The 14,861-nt window shown below is 65.2% G+C and carries 11 protein-coding genes; 3 read left to right on the top strand and 8 right to left on the bottom strand.

Translation table 11 applies throughout. From position 1 onward, the window contains the following. Positions 1-283: 283 nt before the first annotated feature. From Q8P46_16925 to Q8P46_16915, 3 genes are all read right to left on the bottom strand, one after another. Positions 284-1,534 (bottom strand): aminotransferase class V-fold PLP-dependent enzyme, encoded by a 1,251-nt coding sequence (locus Q8P46_16925; protein ID MDP2621830.1) that lies wholly within the window; start codon positions 1,532-1,534, stop codon positions 284-286. A 297-nt stretch (positions 1,535-1,831) separates the two neighbouring features. Then, complete coding sequence (locus Q8P46_16920) at positions 1,832-3,742, bottom strand: ATP-binding protein (GenBank protein ID MDP2621829.1); 1,911 nt, start codon at positions 3,740-3,742, stop codon at positions 1,832-1,834. Positions 3,743-3,744: 2 nt separating this feature from the next. After that, a complete protein-coding gene (locus tag Q8P46_16915) occupies positions 3,745-4,659 on the bottom strand; it encodes a HAMP domain-containing sensor histidine kinase (GenBank protein MDP2621828.1) in 915 nt (304 codons plus the stop codon). 272 nt (positions 4,660-4,931) lie between these two features. On the opposite strand from Q8P46_16915, the gene Q8P46_16910 reads away from it, so the two are divergent. Genes Q8P46_16910 through Q8P46_16900 form a run of 3 tightly spaced genes read left to right on the top strand, consistent with a single transcriptional unit; the run spans position 4,932 to position 7,850 of the window. Further along, a complete protein-coding gene (locus Q8P46_16910; GenBank protein MDP2621827.1) occupies positions 4,932-5,603 on the top strand; it encodes a CvpA family protein in 672 nt (223 codons plus the stop codon). Positions 5,604-5,649: 46 nt separating this feature from the next. Further along, positions 5,650-7,125, top strand: coding sequence for an amidophosphoribosyltransferase (purF, locus tag Q8P46_16905; protein ID MDP2621826.1), 1,476 nt, complete (start codon positions 5,650-5,652; stop codon positions 7,123-7,125). Next, positions 7,122-7,850, top strand: coding sequence for an SDR family NAD(P)-dependent oxidoreductase (locus Q8P46_16900; protein MDP2621825.1), 729 nt, complete (start codon positions 7,122-7,124; stop codon positions 7,848-7,850). The genes purF and Q8P46_16900 overlap by 4 nt, the downstream gene beginning before the upstream one ends. Here the strand turns inward: Q8P46_16900 and der are convergent. From der to Q8P46_16875, 5 genes are all read right to left on the bottom strand, one after another. Further along, the gene (gene der, locus Q8P46_16895) at positions 7,847-9,223 is read right to left on the bottom strand and encodes a ribosome biogenesis GTPase Der (protein MDP2621824.1); all 1,377 of its coding nucleotides are present in this window, start codon (positions 9,221-9,223) and stop codon (positions 7,847-7,849) included. The two genes, Q8P46_16900 and der, sit on opposite strands and share 4 nt — an antisense overlap. A gap of 90 nt (positions 9,224-9,313) precedes the next feature. Further along, positions 9,314-10,150 (bottom strand): XdhC family protein, encoded by an 837-nt coding sequence (locus Q8P46_16890; GenBank protein MDP2621823.1) that lies wholly within the window; start codon positions 10,148-10,150, stop codon positions 9,314-9,316. Positions 10,151-10,164: 14 nt separating this feature from the next. After that, the gene (locus Q8P46_16885) at positions 10,165-11,352 is read right to left on the bottom strand and encodes a VWA domain-containing protein (GenBank protein MDP2621822.1); all 1,188 of its coding nucleotides are present in this window, start codon (positions 11,350-11,352) and stop codon (positions 10,165-10,167) included. A 4-nt stretch (positions 11,353-11,356) separates the two neighbouring features. Further along, positions 11,357-12,232: a MoxR family ATPase gene (locus tag Q8P46_16880; GenBank protein ID MDP2621821.1), complete on the bottom strand. Its 876-nt coding sequence runs from the start codon at positions 12,230-12,232 to the stop codon at positions 11,357-11,359. A gap of 137 nt (positions 12,233-12,369) precedes the next feature. Next, on the bottom strand, positions 12,370-14,787 hold the full coding sequence (locus tag Q8P46_16875) for an aerobic carbon-monoxide dehydrogenase large subunit (protein ID MDP2621820.1): 2,418 nt from the start codon (positions 14,785-14,787) through the stop codon (positions 12,370-12,372). Positions 14,788-14,861: the final 74 nt, after the last annotated feature.

The following is a 14,861-nucleotide window of genomic DNA, read 5'->3' as shown; positions in this document are numbered from 1 at the left end:
AGCCGCAACACCGCCACGGCGCAAAAGAACCCGGCCTTCGGTGGGCCAAATCGGCCCACCGGGTTCGTTGCGGCGCTCGCCCGATATCCCGTATCGCGCGTCGCGGCCCGCGCCTGCCCGGATGAACCGATTTGGCCCATCAAATTGATTCCCTATAACCATGAACCGCTCTAGGGCATGTTCCGCAAAAGTGGCAACCGGTTTTGCGATAAGAACATGCTCAACCAAATAGATAGGACCAAAATCCGATTCGGATCAGGCGGATTTTGGTTTAAGCGCCGCGTCAGCCCTGAATCGACCCCGTCGAATGGGCCTCGTAAAACTGCTCGTCCTTGGAGGTCTTGCGCTTCGGCACCGGGTCCTGGCTGCGCCAATAGTCGGACGCCGCCCCGACGCCGCTGCCCGGCCGAAGCTTGACGCCAACGTCGAGCATCGCCATCTCGGCGCCTGCGATCGCGCCCATCAGCATGAGCTCGTTGAGGTCGCCCAGATGACCGATGCGGAACAGCTTGCCGGCAACCTTGGCGAGGCCCGCGCCGAGCGCCAGATTGTAGCGCCGGAACGCCACGTCAATGACGTGCGCGCCGTTGATGCCCTCCGGCAGCATCACCGCGCTGACGGTGTCGGAGTACCATTTCGGCTCCTTGGCGCAGAGCTTGAGGCCCCAGCCCTTGGTGACGGCGGCCCGCACGCCGGCGGCGAAATAGGCGTGGCGCGCGAAGATGTCGTCCAACCCCTCCTCGAAGATCATGTTGAGGGCCTCGCGCAGGCCGTACAGCATGGGCAGCGCCGGCGTATAGGGGAAATATCCGCCAGGGTTGCTCGCCATCATGTCGGCGAGATCGAAATAGCAGCGCCGCGATTTTGCGCTCTTCGTGGCTTCCAGCGCCTTGGGACTGACCGCCAGGATCCCCAGCCCCGCCGGCAGCATCAGTCCCTTCTGCGAGCCGGTGACGGCGAGGTCGACGCGCCACTCCTGCATGCGGAAATCAATGCTGCAGAGAGAACTCACCGCGTCCACGAACAGCAGGGCCGGATGGCCGGCAGCGTCCATCGCCTTGCGCAGCCCTGCGATATCGCTGGTCACACCCGTCGCGGTCTCGTTGTGGCAGGCGAGGATGGCCTTGATCTTATGCTTTTTGTCGGCGCGCAGCACCTCTTCGGTGCGCTCCAGCGGCACGCCCTCCCCCCATTCGACTTCCTCAATCTCGACGTCGAAATCGAGACGCTGCGCCATGTCGATCCACAGGTGGCTGAATTGGCCGAGCCGCGAGGCGAGAATCCTGTCTCCGGGCGACAGCGTATTGGTCAGCGCGGCCTCCCAGCCGCCGGTCCCGGATGAGGGAAAGACGAATACCTGCCCCTCGTCGGTCTTGAACACCTTCTTCAAATCGGCGAGTACGCTCCTCGAAAGGTCCGGGAACTTGGAGGAGCGATGGTCCTCCATCGCCACCAACATGGCGCGCTGCACCCGATCCGGGATGTTGGTCGGACCAGGAACAAACAGAAAATTCCGGCCAGTAGTGCGTCTCATGGGAATCCCCCTCGATTGCGTAACAGAAAAAGCCGGCGAACAGGCAGGCCTCACACGCATGCATAGCGCCGTCTGGGCGCCGCGGAAACTGTGTCTTGCATCGTGACGGTGCCCGCGACCATGAAACCGGGCCAATGGCAACCTACCCCAATTCCACTATCATATGCGAAATATAGCATATGAATTCGGTATAAGACACGATTCCTCGCCGCCTCTTGCGAGCGCGTGAACGGTCGTCTGAACGAGTATGGATAAGGACCGGCCGGTAGCCGGATGGCGGGGCAGTCCCCGATCGGGTCAGTCGCGGACCGGCGGATCGGACAGCGAACCGCCTTGTGCAAGCCGCTCCTTCAGTAGGTTGAGTCTTGCTTCAAGCGATGCCCCCCGCGCTTCTGTCGCGGCCTCGAGATTCACGTCCGGCGCCGCCGGCGCGGCTTCGGGCTCCACCGCCAGCTTGGCGGCGGGCGGTTCTTCCGCAGCGACGTTCTCCCGCTGCGTCCCGCCGCGGCTCGCGCCGGCCCCCTGGTCTTGCCACAGATTGACGGCATATGCGGCGCGCCAGCGATTGACCACCGCTTCGACATAGCTCCCGTTCTTCTGATTTTCTTTCCATTGATCGGTGAAGGCGGCGTTGCGGCCCCGGGGAAGCGCATCGGCCGGCAACTCGAGGAAGCGGAAACGCATCGGCAATGTCACGCCGTCGCCAAAGGCGATGGCTTCTCGTTCGCCGAGCGCCGGCAGGAATTCGAGCAGGCTGGCGGCCGCGTCGGAAATCGCCGCGCGGACGATATGCTGATCGTCCTCATTGGCCAGACGCAGAGAGAAGACGGTGCTGCATTGCGACAGGATCGTTGCGTCGAGCTCGCCCGGCCGTTGGCTTACGACGCAAAGAGACACGCTGTATTTGCGTCCCTCCTTGGCAATGCGGGCGATGGCCTGCCGCGTCGGCCGGAAGCCGAGCTTGGGATCGTTGGGAATATATCTGTGGGCTTCCTCGCAGATGATCGTGAGCGGCATGCGCCCCTCGCCCCACATGGCGAAATCGAACGACAGGCGGCAAATGACCGACACCAGCACGTCGACGACTTCCGACGGCAGGCCGGTCAGCTCCACGATGGCGACGGGCTTGGAGTTTACCGGGATGCGGAACAGCCGCCCGAGCACGGCGGCCATATGGTCCTGCGTTGCGGTCTTGCCGAACATGAAGGAATAGCGCGGATCGTTGGCGACGGTCTCGATGCGGGCCTTGAGCCGCTTATAGGGTCTCAGCGCATGTTTGAGCTCCAGGCTGCCCATGCGCTGGTCGATGACGTCGAGAAGATCGGAAAGGCGGTAGGGCGTCGGCGTATCCACGGTGAAGCCGGCCCCGGTCTCGACGCTGTCCTTGCGCAGGGCCAGATCGCTCGTCCTGCGCCTGTTGGAGGCGTATTTGCCCTTAACGATCGGAATCAGTTCGGCGAGAATGTCGACCTCGTCCTCGGCATCGACGGCATCGCCGATCATGACCTGGACGATTTCCTCGAAGTTGAACAGCCAATAGGGCAGGTCCAGATTGGCAAAGTTGATGACCTCGGCCCTGTCGCCGAACGCCGTCGCATATTCGCTGTGAGGATCGAGCAGCAGAATATGGGCGTTCGGGTTGGCGTCCAGTATGGAGCGCAGGATCCGCGCCACCGCGCAGGATTTGCCCGTGCCGGTCGTGCCGAGAACCGCAAAATGCTTGCCGAGAAGCTGATCCACCAGAACGCTGGCCGGTATGTTCGGATCCTGCGAAATGGTTCCCACCTTGATCGATTTGTGGGCCGGCGAATAGGCGAGTTCGAGATCGCGCCCCGAGGTCGCGTACGCCTGGTCGCCGAGCGAGGGGTGCCGGGTTACGCCGCGCCTGAAGGACTGAACCTCGCCTTGCGCGTCCAGCAACAGCTCGCCGACCAGCTCCAGCTCGAGAATGCGGACTTCCGATGCCGTCGATTCCGGCGTGGGAACCGGCACGCTTTGCGCCGAAACCAGGCCGAGAACCATCGAACTGGGCGTTCTCACCCGCAGCAGGGTTCCCATGACCGGGCGCAGGACGACGTCGGATTGCCGCCTGCCGCCCCCGGTGTCCTCCAACAGCACGATGGCCTGCGAGCCGCTGACTGAAATAATGCGCCCGACCGATTTCTCATGACCGACGATGGGCCGAACCGCTGTTGCTGCCTGGGACATGATCACGCCGCTCCGAGTTTTCGCGCATGAGCGTAGCTGGACGCGGATGCGCTCGCGCGCTCCGTTTCGCGGTTCGGTTCATCCGTTGCGGCCGAGCATGCCGGCAACGAGAGGGAGACCTTGGTCCCCGCGCCCTGCTTTGCGGTTATGCTCAGCCTGCCCCCATGCAGGTCCACCAGCGCCTTGGCGATGGCAAGGCCCAGACCGAGGCCTCCGGCCTCCGACTTGATCTCACCCTTGGCTTGGACGAAAGGCGCCGCCGCAATTTTCGCTTCGGCGGAACTCATGCCCTTGCCGGTATCCGAAAAAGTAATATCTACAGTATTATTGGCACCGGGTTGAGCAGACACGGTGATTATACCCTCAGGAGGCGTAAATTTCAGGGCGTTTTCGAGGATGTTATGAAACACCTGCTTCAATTTCACGATATCTGCGAAAATATTTGGCAAGTCTGGATCAATTCTCTCCTTGATGGTCGGCCGATTTTTTCCTCCAGTACCCGATAGCATCTTAATGCACGGCTGCAAAATCTCTTCAACGGATATTTCCTGGCGATCTACGACCATTGATCCACTTTGAATCTTAGATATGTCGATTATTTTGTTGAAAATATTGAGCAAATTCACAGAAGAATTATAGATGTAATCGGAATATTCCTTTATGCGGGCATGGCTGAGCTTGTTCTTCTCGGCGTTTCGCATGAATTCCGAAAAGCCGATGATCGCGTTAAGCGGCGTCCGCAATTCATGGCTCATATTGGCGATGAATTGCGATGTAACCTTGTTGGCGCGTTCGGCCTCCAGGCGTTTAGCCCGTTCGGAGACCTCCGCGCGATGACGCAGGACGGCACCTCCCATCAAGGATACGTAACCGGCGATTAGAGAATTGCGTCTCTTGCTGTTTGTAGCGAAGCGCAAGATTCTGCTCTCAATTCATTGCAGGTTCAAATTGCTAATAGCTTACGCTTGTCGCGATAAGAAAGCGTTAAGTCGAAGATCACATATAACCGACGAACACTTTAGATTTCGGAAGCCAAGACCGTCGCTCGGCTAGAGCCTTTCCGGTCCGCACACCGCCAGACCGATAAAATCCTTGCCTCGGCGCCGCCAACGCGGAATAAAGCCCGGTCTCATGTGCCGGCGCGGAATCATGCTAGGTTCGCGCAACTACGTAAGGGTTGGAACGTTTCATGCCGATCACGTGGCTTGATATCATCCTGTTGGCCTTCATGCTGGTCTCGGGACTGCTCGCCATGGCGCGCGGCTTTACCCGCGAACTCTTGTCGATCCTGTCCTGGGTGGTCGCGGCGCTGGTCGCCCTGTGGCTTTTTCCGCGCTACCAGGAGCAGGCCCGTGAGATGCTCAGCGGCAGTCCGAAGCTGCTCGCCGACGTCCTGCTCGTACTCGGCATCTTCCTGGTCACGCTGGTCGTGGTGACCTTCATTACCATCCGTCTCGCCGACAAGATCCTCGACAGCCGTGTCGGCGCCCTCGACCGCACCTTCGGCTTCGTCTTCGGGCTGGGCCGCGGGCTGATCATCGTCGTCATCGCCTATCTGTTCTTCACCTGGCTGGTGCCGGATGCAAACCAGCCGCAATGGGTGCGCGAGGCCAAGTCGCGGCCCGTGCTCGATTACACCGGCGAGGCGATTCGGCGAATGCTGCCGGAGGACCCGGGCTCGGCGCTGTCGAAGATCAAGCCGCCGGGCGAGCCCGATGAGGGAGAGGGCCCCCCGGAGGGGCCGCCGCCGGAAGGCGACAGCAAAAATGAAGACTCCGACAACGAGCTGGGCTATAAGCGCACTGAGCGGCGAAGCCTGGACCAGCTCATGGAGAGCACGCGCGGGGCCGGCGAGCAGTGACGAACGGTATGAACGTCCCCCCGCGGCGACAACCGGGATCTCTGACATGATCGAAAGCTCCGCCCCTGGCAGGCGCGATTTCGATTCAGACGGCGACCGACTGCGCGAACATTGCGGCGTGTTCGGCGTTTTCGGCTACCCGGACGCAGCCGCGCTTGTGGTGCTCGGCCTGCACGCGCTGCAGCATCGCGGCCAGGAGGCGGCCGGCATCGTCTCGTTCGACGGCCGCCAGTTCCATTCCGAGCGCCACCTCGGCCTGGTCGGCGACCATTTCTCCGATGCCCGCGTCATCGAGCGACTGGCTGGCCAGGCGGCCATCGGCCACAACCGCTACTCGACCACCGGCGAAACCATCCTGCGCAACGTCCAGCCATTGTTCGCCGAGCTTGCCGGCGGCGGCTTCGCGGTCGGTCATAACGGCAATCTCACCAACGCCGTAACCCTGCGCCGTCAGCTCGTGCGCGAAGGCGCGCTGTGCCAGTCGACTTCGGACACCGAGGTCATTCTGCATCTGGTGGCGCGCAGCCCGGGGCGGCGTTTCATCGACCGCTTCATCGAGGCGCTGAGCCAGATCGAGGGCGCCTATTCCCTGGTCGCGCTGACCAACAAGAAGCTGATCGGCGCCCGCGACCCGCTCGGCATAAGGCCGCTGGTGCTCGGCGATCTCAGCGGCACGCCGATCCTGGCCTCGGAGACCTGCGCGCTCGACATCATCGGCGCCCGCTACGTGCGCGACGTGGAGAACGGCGAGATCGTGGTCATCACCGAGGACGGCCTGGAATCGCTGAAACCCTTCGCGCCGCAGCGGCCCCGCCCCTGCATCTTCGAATACATCTATTTCTCCCGCCCCGATTCCATCGTCAACGGCCGCAGCGTCTACGAGGTGCGCAAGCGCATGGGCGAGCAACTGGCCCTGGAGGCGCCGGCGCCTGCCGACGTGATCGTGCCGGTGCCGGATTCCGGCGTGCCGGCGGCGCTCGGCTATGCGCAGGCTGCCAACCTCCCGTTCGAGCTCGGCATCATCCGCAACCATTATGTCGGCCGCACCTTCATCGAGCCGACCCAGCAGATCCGCCAGCTCGGCGTCAAGCTGAAGCACAATGTCAACCGCTCCCAGGTCGCCGGCAAAAGCGTCGTACTGATCGACGATTCCATCGTCCGCGGCACGACCGCGGTGAAGATCGTGCAGATGGTGCGCGACGCCGGCGCCCGTGCGGTGCATATGCGCATCGCAAGCCCGCCGATCACCCATCCGGACTATTACGGCATCGACACCCCGGATCAGAAGAACCTGCTGGCTGCGACCCGCGACCTTGAGGCCATGCGCAACTTCATCGGCTGCGACTCGCTGGAATTTCTCTCCGTCGACGGAATCTACCGGGCGATGGGCTATCAAGGCCGCGACCCGGTGCACCCGCAATTCACCGACCACTGCTTCACCGGCGACTACCCGACCCCGCTGACCGACCGCGACGGCGCCTTCGAGCCCCTGCAGCTCTCGCTCCTCGCCGAGGTTGGATGAGCGGCAGATTCGACGGCCGCATCGCTCTCATCACTGGCGCGTCGCGCGGCATCGGCCGGGCGCTCGCTCGCGCCTTTGCCCGCGAAGGGGCGCATGTGATCGCGGTGGCGCGCACCGTCGGGGGTCTGGAGGAGCTCGACGACGAGGTGCGCGCGCTCGGCAGCGCCGCGACCCTGGTTCCTCTCAGCCTCGACGACGGGCTCGGCATCGACCGGCTCGGTGGCGCCATCTATGAGCGCTGGAAAAGGCTCGACGTGCTGATTGGCAATGCCGGCGTGCTCGGCCCGCTTTCCCCGCTCGCCCATGTGGCGCCAAAGGATTGGGACGAGGTCATGGCCGTCAACCTGACCGCGAACTGGCGCCTGATCCGCTCCCTCGACCCGCTGTTGCGCCAGTCGGAGGCCGGCCGCGCGGTCTTCGTCACTTCCGGCGTGGCCCGCCATCCCAAGGCCTATTGGGGCGCTTACGCGGTCTCCAAGGCGGCGCTCGAGGCGATGGTGCGCATCTACGCAGCCGAGATCGCCATGACAACGGCGCGCGCCAATCTCCTCAATCCGGGCCCGACCCGCACCGCCATGCGGGCCAAGGCCATGCCGGGCGAGGACCCCGAGAGCCTGCCGCCGCCCGAGGCGCTGGAAGACGCGTTCTTCACCCTCGCCGGCGCCGATTTCACCGAGAACGGCGTCCTCTACGACGCCCCCAGCGACACCATCGTCCGGTCTTAGGACCTACCCCCACTTTCGGCATAGGGGTTCGTGCCGGTGCGCAGGCTCAAGCGGATCGGCGTGCCGGGAAGCGCGAAGGCGGTGCGCAATCCGTTGACGAGATACCGCCGGTAGGCGGTTGGCAGCGACTTGGCGCGCTGCGAGAACAGGACGAATGTCGGCGGGCGCGCCTTGGCCTGCGTCATGTAGCGCAGGCGGATGCGCCTTCCGGCGACGGCCGGCGGCGGATGCGCCGCGACGGCGTCTGCAAGCCAGCGGTTGAGCGCGGCGGTCGGGACGCGCCGGTTCCAGACGTCGGCCGCCGCGACGACCGCCTCCATCAGCGCCTCGATGCCGGTCCCGTTCAGCGCCGAGACGGAAACGAGCCGCACGCCGCGAAGCTGCGGCAGAAGCCGTTCCAGCTCTTCTGCCAGCTCTTTGCGCAGTGCCTTCTTGTCGGCAGCCAGATCCCATTTGTTGACGCCGATGACGAGCGCCCTTCCCTCGCGCTCGACAAGGTCGGCAAGCTGCAGGTCCTGCTTCTCGAAAGGCTCCCGCGCATCGATCAAGAGCGCCACCACCTCGGCGAAGCGGATGGCGTTGAGCGCGTCGGCGACCGACAGCTTCTCCAGGCTTTCCTGCACTCGCGCGCGCCTGCGCATGCCCGCCGTGTCGTGGAGCGCCACCTCGCGGCCGCGCCAAACCCAGGGAACGCGGATCGAATCCCGCGTGATCCCGGCTTCCGGACCGGTCAGCAGCCGCTCCTCGCCGATCAGCCTGTTGATCAGCGTCGACTTGCCGACATTGGGCCGGCCGATGACGGCAATCCGCAGCGGACCTACCGGCGCCTCGCCCTCGCCTTCCTCCGCCCGCGCCTCGACCTCTTCGGCCTCCGCTTGCGCGCCGACGACGCCGCGCAGCGCCTGGTAAAGGTCGGCGAGCCCCTCGCCATGCTCGGCGGAAATCGCGATCGGATCGCCGAGGCCGAGCCTATAGGCCTCATAGACGCCGGCTTCGCCGGCGCGGCCTTCGCATTTGTTGGCGATCAGCAGGGTTTTCCGCGCGTGGCGGCGCAGGATTTGCGCAAAATGCTCGTCGAGCGGCGTGACGCCGGCGCGCGCGTCGACCAGCAACAGGCAGACGTCGGCGGACTTGATCGCGGCTTCCGTCTGCGCCTGCATGCGGCCTGTCAGGGTTTCGGGCGCCGCCTCGTCGAAGCCCGCCGTGTCGATCAGGTTGAAGCGCAGGTCCCCCCACGAAACGTCTGCCTCCTTGCGGTCGCGGGTGACGCCCGGGGTGTCGTGGACGATGGCGAGATGCTTGCCGGCTAGCCGGTTGAACAGTGTCGACTTGCCGACATTGGGCCGGCCGATGATGGCGATCGTCTTGCTCATGGCCGTGATCCATCGCGCGCGCAGGCCGCGAGCGGCGACCCTGCCCTGACATATAGGCTAACGGGTGCGAATGCGAGGTCCGAGGCAGGCCTATTCGGCGGAAGCCGCGGCGACGACGGCGGCGGCGTTGCGCACGCCGCTCCGCCGCACCTGGACGATCTCCCCGAGGATCGACAGCGCGATCTCGTTAGGCTCGATGGCGGCGATATCGAGGCCCGCGGGCGCGTGCAGCCGGGCGATCAGCTCTTCGGCGATGCCCATCTCGCGCAGCCGGCCGCGCAGCACCTCGGCCTTGCGGCGGCTGCCGACGAGCGCGACATAGGCGGCGGGGCTCGCCACCGCGGCCGAAAGCGCGTCGCGGTCGCCCTTGCCCTGGGTGGCGACGGTGATGAAGTCGCGTTTGCTGATGTCGAGCGGACCCAAGTCGAAGCCGTCGATCATCTCGTCTATGCCGGCAAAGCGGCCATGGTCCTCGGCCTTGGCGGCAACGGCGATGCGATAGCCCATGACGGCGCCAAGCTCGGCGAGCGCGACCGCGACGGGCGCCGCTCCGCAGACGACGAGCCGCGGCGCGCGGCGCATCGGCTCGATGAACAGATCGACGGTGCCGCCGCTGGGGCAGCCGCTCTTATATTGCTCGACACCGTCGGCATCGAGGCGTTCGACGACGCAGTCCGTTGGTTTGATCCGGATCAGCCGCGGCACGCCGGTCTTGAGAACTTCCGCCGCGACGCTGCGGGTCGCGCCGGTCACGCAGGACCCGCCGACATGGCCGTGGATCTCGCCGTCCCCGGTTACCAGCGCCTTGGCGCCGGCCTTGGCCGAGGTGGCATCCTTGGTGCGCACCACGGTGACGACGCAGAACTCCTCGTCGCGGCGGCGCAGATCGGCGATCAGGTCGATCAACTGTTCGGTTTTCTTGGCCATGGTCGGCAGCCTCCCTAGAGCCGCGCAAGGTCCGCTTCGAGCCGCGCCATCTCTTCGAGCGTGTGGGCGGCGCGGAAGCAATCGACATAGGGCATGGCGGCGGCCATGCCGCGGGCGACCGGCGCATAGTCGCGCCAGCCGATCAGCGGGTTGAGCCAGACGAGCCGGCGCACCCGCTTCTTCAGCCGCTTCAACTCCGCTTCCAGAAGCTCCGGCGGGTCGGTGTCGTAGCCGTCCGACAGCACGATCACGACGGTGCGCGAATCGAGCGCTTCCTTGGCATAGCGCCGGTTGAACAGATGCAGGCACTGGCCGATCGCCGTGCCGCCGCCGAAGCCCTGGCTCATCAGCGACAGCCGCCCCATCGCCCTGAGCACGTCCCTGTCGCGCAGCGCCGAAGTGACGCGGGCAAGCCGCGTGTGGAATAGAAAGGCGTCGGCCTTGATCCAATGGCCGATGAGGCCGGCGGTAAATTGCAGGAAGAAGCGGCTGTAGGGCTTCATCGAGCCGGAAACGTCGAGCAGCACGACGATGCGGATCGGCTCGTCCGGCCGCCGGCGCCAGGCAAGCGAGATGGGCTCGCCGCCATACCTGAGATTGCCGCGGATGGTGCGGCGCATGTCGATTGTCTTGCCGCGGGCGGCGATCTTGCGCCGCCGGCTCAGCCGGTAGCGGATGGCGCTGGCGAGCCGATAGGCGAGCTTTTCGGCTTCGGCGATCTCGTCGGCGTCGGCGATGTGCCTGAGATCGGTATTTTTCAGCAAGTCCTGGCGGCTTGCGACGAGGCGGCCCACGCCTTCCGCCTCCGACTCCGGGGCGTCGCCCGGCGCTTCCGCCCTTACCGCCAGATCGCCGCCTTCGTTCGGCGGCAGCGTCCGGTCCCAGATTTTCGGCCGCGCGGCCGCCTCTCCGCCCTCCCCGGCATGGGCCGGCACGGCCCGGCGCACGCCGCGCTCGTGCCAATAGGCGTCGAACAGCTCGTCGAAACGCTCCCAGTCCTGCCGGCGGCCGGCAAGGTAGCTCTTCAGCGCCATGCGCGCGGCTGGTGCGCCGCCCGCGATGCCGAGCCGGCGCATCACGTCGAGTGCACCCGCGGTCTCGGCGGGACCCGCCGCAAAGCCGTTAAGTCTCAGATGCGCCATGAAGCCCGACATGCGCCGGGCAGGCCCTGGAACCGCTTGTATGTGCGGCACGTCGCTCATGGTCTTACGCGACCTTGCCGACAAGTCGGTCGGTGACCTCGGATGTCACGGATTTGAGGTCGGCTTCGGTCTTCAACAGGCAGATGAGGCTTGCCTGCAGCGCCTTCGGGTCGTCCTTGAGGTGCTTGAGCCCCAAGCCCGTCAGCGCCGCCGCCCAGTCGAGCGTCTCGGCGATGCCGGGGACCTTCTCCAGCTCCTCGCGCCGCAGCGCCTGGACGAAGCGGACGATCTCGCCGCAAAGCGCGGCATCGATGCCCGGCATGCGCGCACGCACGATGGCGAGCTCTTTTTCCGTGTCCGGAAAATCCACATAGGCGTAAAGGCAGCGCCGGCGCAACGCGTCCGACAGCTCGCGGGTCCCGTTCGAGGTCAGGATGACGTGCGGGACGGAGCGCGCGGAAATGGTGCCGAGCTCGGGTACGGTCACCTGGAAGTCCGACAGGATTTCCAACAGATAGGCCTCGAATTCCTCGTCCGCCCGGTCGATCTCGTCGATCAGCAGCACCGGGGGAGTGTCCTGCGAGATCGCCTCCAGGAGCGGCCGGCGCAACAGATAGGGCTCGGAGAAGATGTGCGCCTCCAATTCGTCGGCGTCGGCCTTGCGGCCCTCATGCGCCTTGATGGAGAGAAGCTGGCGCTGATAGTTCCACTCGTAGATGGCGGCGTTGGCGTCGAGGCCCTCGTAGCATTGCAGGCGGATCAGCCGCTTGCCCTCGATCTCGGCCAGCGCCTTGGCGATCTCGGTCTTGCCGACGCCGGCCTCGCCCTCGAGCAGGAGCGGCCGCCTAAGCTCCATGGCGAGATAGAGCGCCATGGACAGCGTCTCGTCGGCGATATAGCCGACCGCGCCGAGCCGCTCCTGAAGCTCCTGATAGCTCATCGCACCCATAACGATGTCGGCCGGCGCGCGGGTCTCGCGCACCGGCCCCTCTGGTAGCGCCCTCTCCCCCCGCTGCGAAAGCCAAGCGCCATATAGGCCCGTCCGCCGCGCGCCGCAACGTCGCGGGCGCCCGTTCGCTAGCCGACCAGACCGAGCCGTTCCGCCGTCTTCCACACCCGCCAATGGTCGTGCGGCATCTGGGTGTGCTTGAGGCCGAGATGCGCAAAGGCGTCGTTGACGGCGTTGGAAATGGCGGAAACGCCGCCCACATTGGGCGATTCGCCTACCCCCTTGGCGCCGATCGGATGGTGCGGCGAGGGCGTGACCGTGAAGTCGGTCTCCCACACCGGCGTCTCCATCGCGGTGGGCAGGAAATAGTCGAGGAACGAGCCGCCATGGACGTTGCCGAGCTCGTCATAGGCGATCTCCTGGCCCATGGCGATGGCCAGCGCCTCGGTCAGCCCGCCATGCACCTGGCCCTCGATGATCATCGGGTTGATGCGGGTGCCGCAATCGTCGAGCGCGTAGAAGCGGCGCACGTCGGTGACGCCGGTGTCGACGTCCACGTCGACGACGCAGACATAGGCGCCGAACGGATAGGTCATGTTCGGCGGGTCGTAGTAGCTCACCGCCTCGAGCCCCGGCTCCATGCCCGGCGGCACATTGTTGTATGCGGCAAACGCCAGTTCCGCCATGGTCTTGGAGCGCTCCGGAGCGCCCTTGACCTGGAACCGGTCGACGTCCCATTCGAGATCGCCCTCGTGCACCTCTAGCAGATAGGCGGCGATCATCTGCGCCTTGGCGCGGATCTTGCGGCCCGCCATGGCGGTGGCGGCGCCGGCGACCGGCGTCGAGCGCGAGCCGTAGGTGCCGAGCCCGTAAGGCGCCGTGTCGGTGTCGCCCTCCTCGACCGTGATCTTGTCGGCCGGGATGCCGATCTCGCTCGCCAGAATCTGGGCGAAGGTGGTGGCGTGGCCCTGGCCCTGGCTGATGGTGCCGAGGCGGGCGATGGCGCTGCCGGTCGGATGGATGCGGATCTCGCAGGAATCGAACATGCCGAGGCCCAGGATGTCGCAGTTCTTGATCGGCCCGGCGCCGACGATCTCGGTGAAGAAGGCAACCCCGATGCCCATCAGCTTGCGCGTCTTGCCGGCGGCGAAATCCTTGCGGTTTCTCTTCTGCTCGGCGCGCAGGCCCTTGTAGTCGACGGCCTTCAGCGCCTTGTCGAGCGCCGTGTGATAGTCGCCCGAATCGTATTCCCAGCCGAGCGCCGACTGATAGGGGAACTGCTCCTTCTTGATCAGGTTCTTGGCGCGCAGGTCGGCCGGGTCCATGTCGAGCGTGCGGGCGAGCACGTCGACCATGCGCTCGATGAAGTAGCTCGCCTCCGTCACCCGGAACGAGCAGCGATAGGCGACGCCTCCCGGCGCCTTGTTGGTGTAGACGCCGTCGACCTGAAGATGCGCCACCGGGATGTCGTAGGAGCCGGTGCAGATGTTGAAGAAGCCGGCCGGGAACTTGGTCGGGTCGGCGCAGGCATCGAACGCCCCGTGGTCGGCGATGACATAGGCCTTGAGCGCCGTAATCCGCCCGTCCTTGGTCGCCGCGATCTCGCCCTGCATGTGATAATCGCGGGCGAATGCCGTCGCCGTCAGGTTCTCGATCCGGTCCTCGATCCACTTCACCGGCACGCCGGTGACGATCGAGGCGACGATGGCGCAGATATAGCCGGGATAGACGCCGACCTTGTTGCCGAAGCCGCCGCCGATGTCCGGCGAGACGATGCGGATCTTGTGCTCGGGGATGCCGGAGATCAGCGAGGCGACGGTGCGCACCGCGTGCGGCGCCTGGAAGGTGCCCCAGACTGTCAAGTGGCCGTTGATCTTGTCCATCGAGGCGACGCAGCCGCAGGTCTCGATCGGGCAAGGGTGAGTGCGCTGATAGGTGATCAGCTCCTTGGCGACCACGTCGGCCTTCTTGATCGCGGTCTCGGTTGCGTCCTTGTCGCCGACCTCCCAGGAGAAGATGTGGTTGTGGTGCTTGCGCGGCCCGTGGGCGCCTTCCTTCTTGTCCTTGATGTCCTCGCGCAGCACCGGCGCGTCCTTGTCCATCGCCTTGAAGGCGTCGACCAGCGGCGTCAGCTCCTCATACTCGACCTCGACCAGCTCCACGCCGTCGGCCGCCGCATAGCGGTCGGTGGCGACGACGAAGGCGACCTCCTGGTTCTGGAACAGCACCTTCTCTTCCGCCAGAACCGCCTGCACGTCGCCGGCCAGTGTCGGCATATAGTGCAGGTTGAGCGGCTTGAGGTCCGCCGCCGTGATCACCGCCAGCACGCCGGGATGGGCCAAGGCCTTCTCGGCGTTGATCGACTTGACGCGCGCATGGCCGTAGGGCGAGCGCACGAAGTCGCCGAACAGCATGCCCGGCAGCTTGATGTCGTCGACATAGTTGCCCTTGCCCTGAGTAAAGCGGGCGTCCTCCACCCGCTTGCGCTTGCTGCCCAGGCCCTCGAGTTTCGCGGTGCGCTCGGCGCTTGTCACATGCTCGTTCATTCCGCAGCCTCCTTGACGGCGCTGAGCTGATCCGCGGCGGCGCGGATCGCCTTGACGATGTTCTGATAGCCGGT

It is taken from the genome of Hyphomicrobiales bacterium (assembly GCA_030688605.1).
In the GTDB taxonomy this organism is placed as follows: domain Bacteria; phylum Pseudomonadota; class Alphaproteobacteria; order Rhizobiales; family NORP267; genus JAUYJB01.
This window is presented reverse-complemented; position numbering and strand designations above follow the sequence as displayed.

What these genes read in the sequence shown, in the direction of transcription:
- purF (MDP2621826.1), top strand. Translation starts at nt 5,650, where the DNA reads ATGATCGAAAGCTCCGCCCCTGGCAGGCGCGATTTCGATTCAGACGGC.
- Q8P46_16875 (MDP2621820.1), bottom strand. Translation starts at nt 14,787, where the DNA reads ATGAACGAGCATGTGACAAGCGCCGAGCGCACCGCGAAACTCGAGGGC.
- Q8P46_16920 (MDP2621829.1), bottom strand. Translation starts at nt 3,742, where the DNA reads ATGTCCCAGGCAGCAACAGCGGTTCGGCCCATCGTCGGTCATGAGAAA.
- Q8P46_16890 (MDP2621823.1), bottom strand. Translation starts at nt 10,150, where the DNA reads ATGGCCAAGAAAACCGAACAGTTGATCGACCTGATCGCCGATCTGCGC.
- Q8P46_16880 (MDP2621821.1), bottom strand. Translation starts at nt 12,232, where the DNA reads ATGAGCTATCAGGAGCTTCAGGAGCGGCTCGGCGCGGTCGGCTATATC.
- Q8P46_16885 (MDP2621822.1), bottom strand. Translation starts at nt 11,352, where the DNA reads ATGAGCGACGTGCCGCACATACAAGCGGTTCCAGGGCCTGCCCGGCGC.
- Q8P46_16900 (MDP2621825.1), top strand. Translation starts at nt 7,122, where the DNA reads ATGAGCGGCAGATTCGACGGCCGCATCGCTCTCATCACTGGCGCGTCG.
- Q8P46_16925 (MDP2621830.1), bottom strand. Translation starts at nt 1,534, where the DNA reads ATGAGACGCACTACTGGCCGGAATTTTCTGTTTGTTCCTGGTCCGACC.
- der (MDP2621824.1), bottom strand. Translation starts at nt 9,223, where the DNA reads ATGAGCAAGACGATCGCCATCATCGGCCGGCCCAATGTCGGCAAGTCG.
- Q8P46_16910 (MDP2621827.1), top strand. Translation starts at nt 4,932, where the DNA reads ATGCCGATCACGTGGCTTGATATCATCCTGTTGGCCTTCATGCTGGTC.